1 protein-coding gene is annotated in these 663 nt (G+C 26.5%); it reads left to right on the forward strand.

From position 1 onward, the window contains the following. Positions 1 to 24 precede the first annotated feature (24 nt). A partial coding sequence (locus tag A500_RS19095; protein ID WP_040437213.1) for a sugar diacid recognition domain-containing protein occupies positions 25 to 663 on the forward strand: 639 nt, incomplete at its 3' end.

Raw genomic sequence — 663 nt, forward strand, 5'->3', positions numbered from 1 at the left:
ATAATTTATGAGGAGAATTATATTATGCTTAGTAAATCTTTAGCACAAAAAATAGTTGATAGAATGATGGACATAATACCTTATAATGTAAATATTATGGATAAGGATGGAATAATTATAGCAAGTGGAGATAGGGATAGGATTAATACATTGCATTTAGGAGCTCAAGAAGCATTGCAAGGAACTTCAGCTATAGAAGTATATGAAGAAAGAGAAGGGGTAAAACCAGGAGTTAATATGCCTATAATGTTTAACAAACGAAGTATAGGAGTAGTTGGAATAACAGGAAGTCCCAAAAAGGTAAGAGCTTTTGGTGAGTTAGTTAAGGTTACAACAGAACTTTTGATTCAACAGGAGTATAGTATTGAAAAGTATATAATAAAAAATAAATTAAAAGAAGAGTATTTGTATGAGTGGATTCATAGAAAAGAAATTTATGATGATGAGTTTATAGATAGAGGTAAGGAACTTAATATTCATATAGAAGAAGAAGGTTACCTTGTGATAATTGATTATAAAAAGCAATATAGCAAAAAAATTAAAAAGATAATAGAAATTTATTTTAATAAAGAAGTAGATATAATTAGTTTAAATTCATCTAGGATATGTATTGTGCTTAATAACAATATAGAAAGAAATAATAATTTAATAGAGGATTTACTT

The organism is Clostridium sartagoforme AAU1 (assembly GCF_000401215.1).
Classification (GTDB): Bacteria; Bacillota; Clostridia; order Clostridiales; family Clostridiaceae; genus Clostridium; species Clostridium sartagoforme.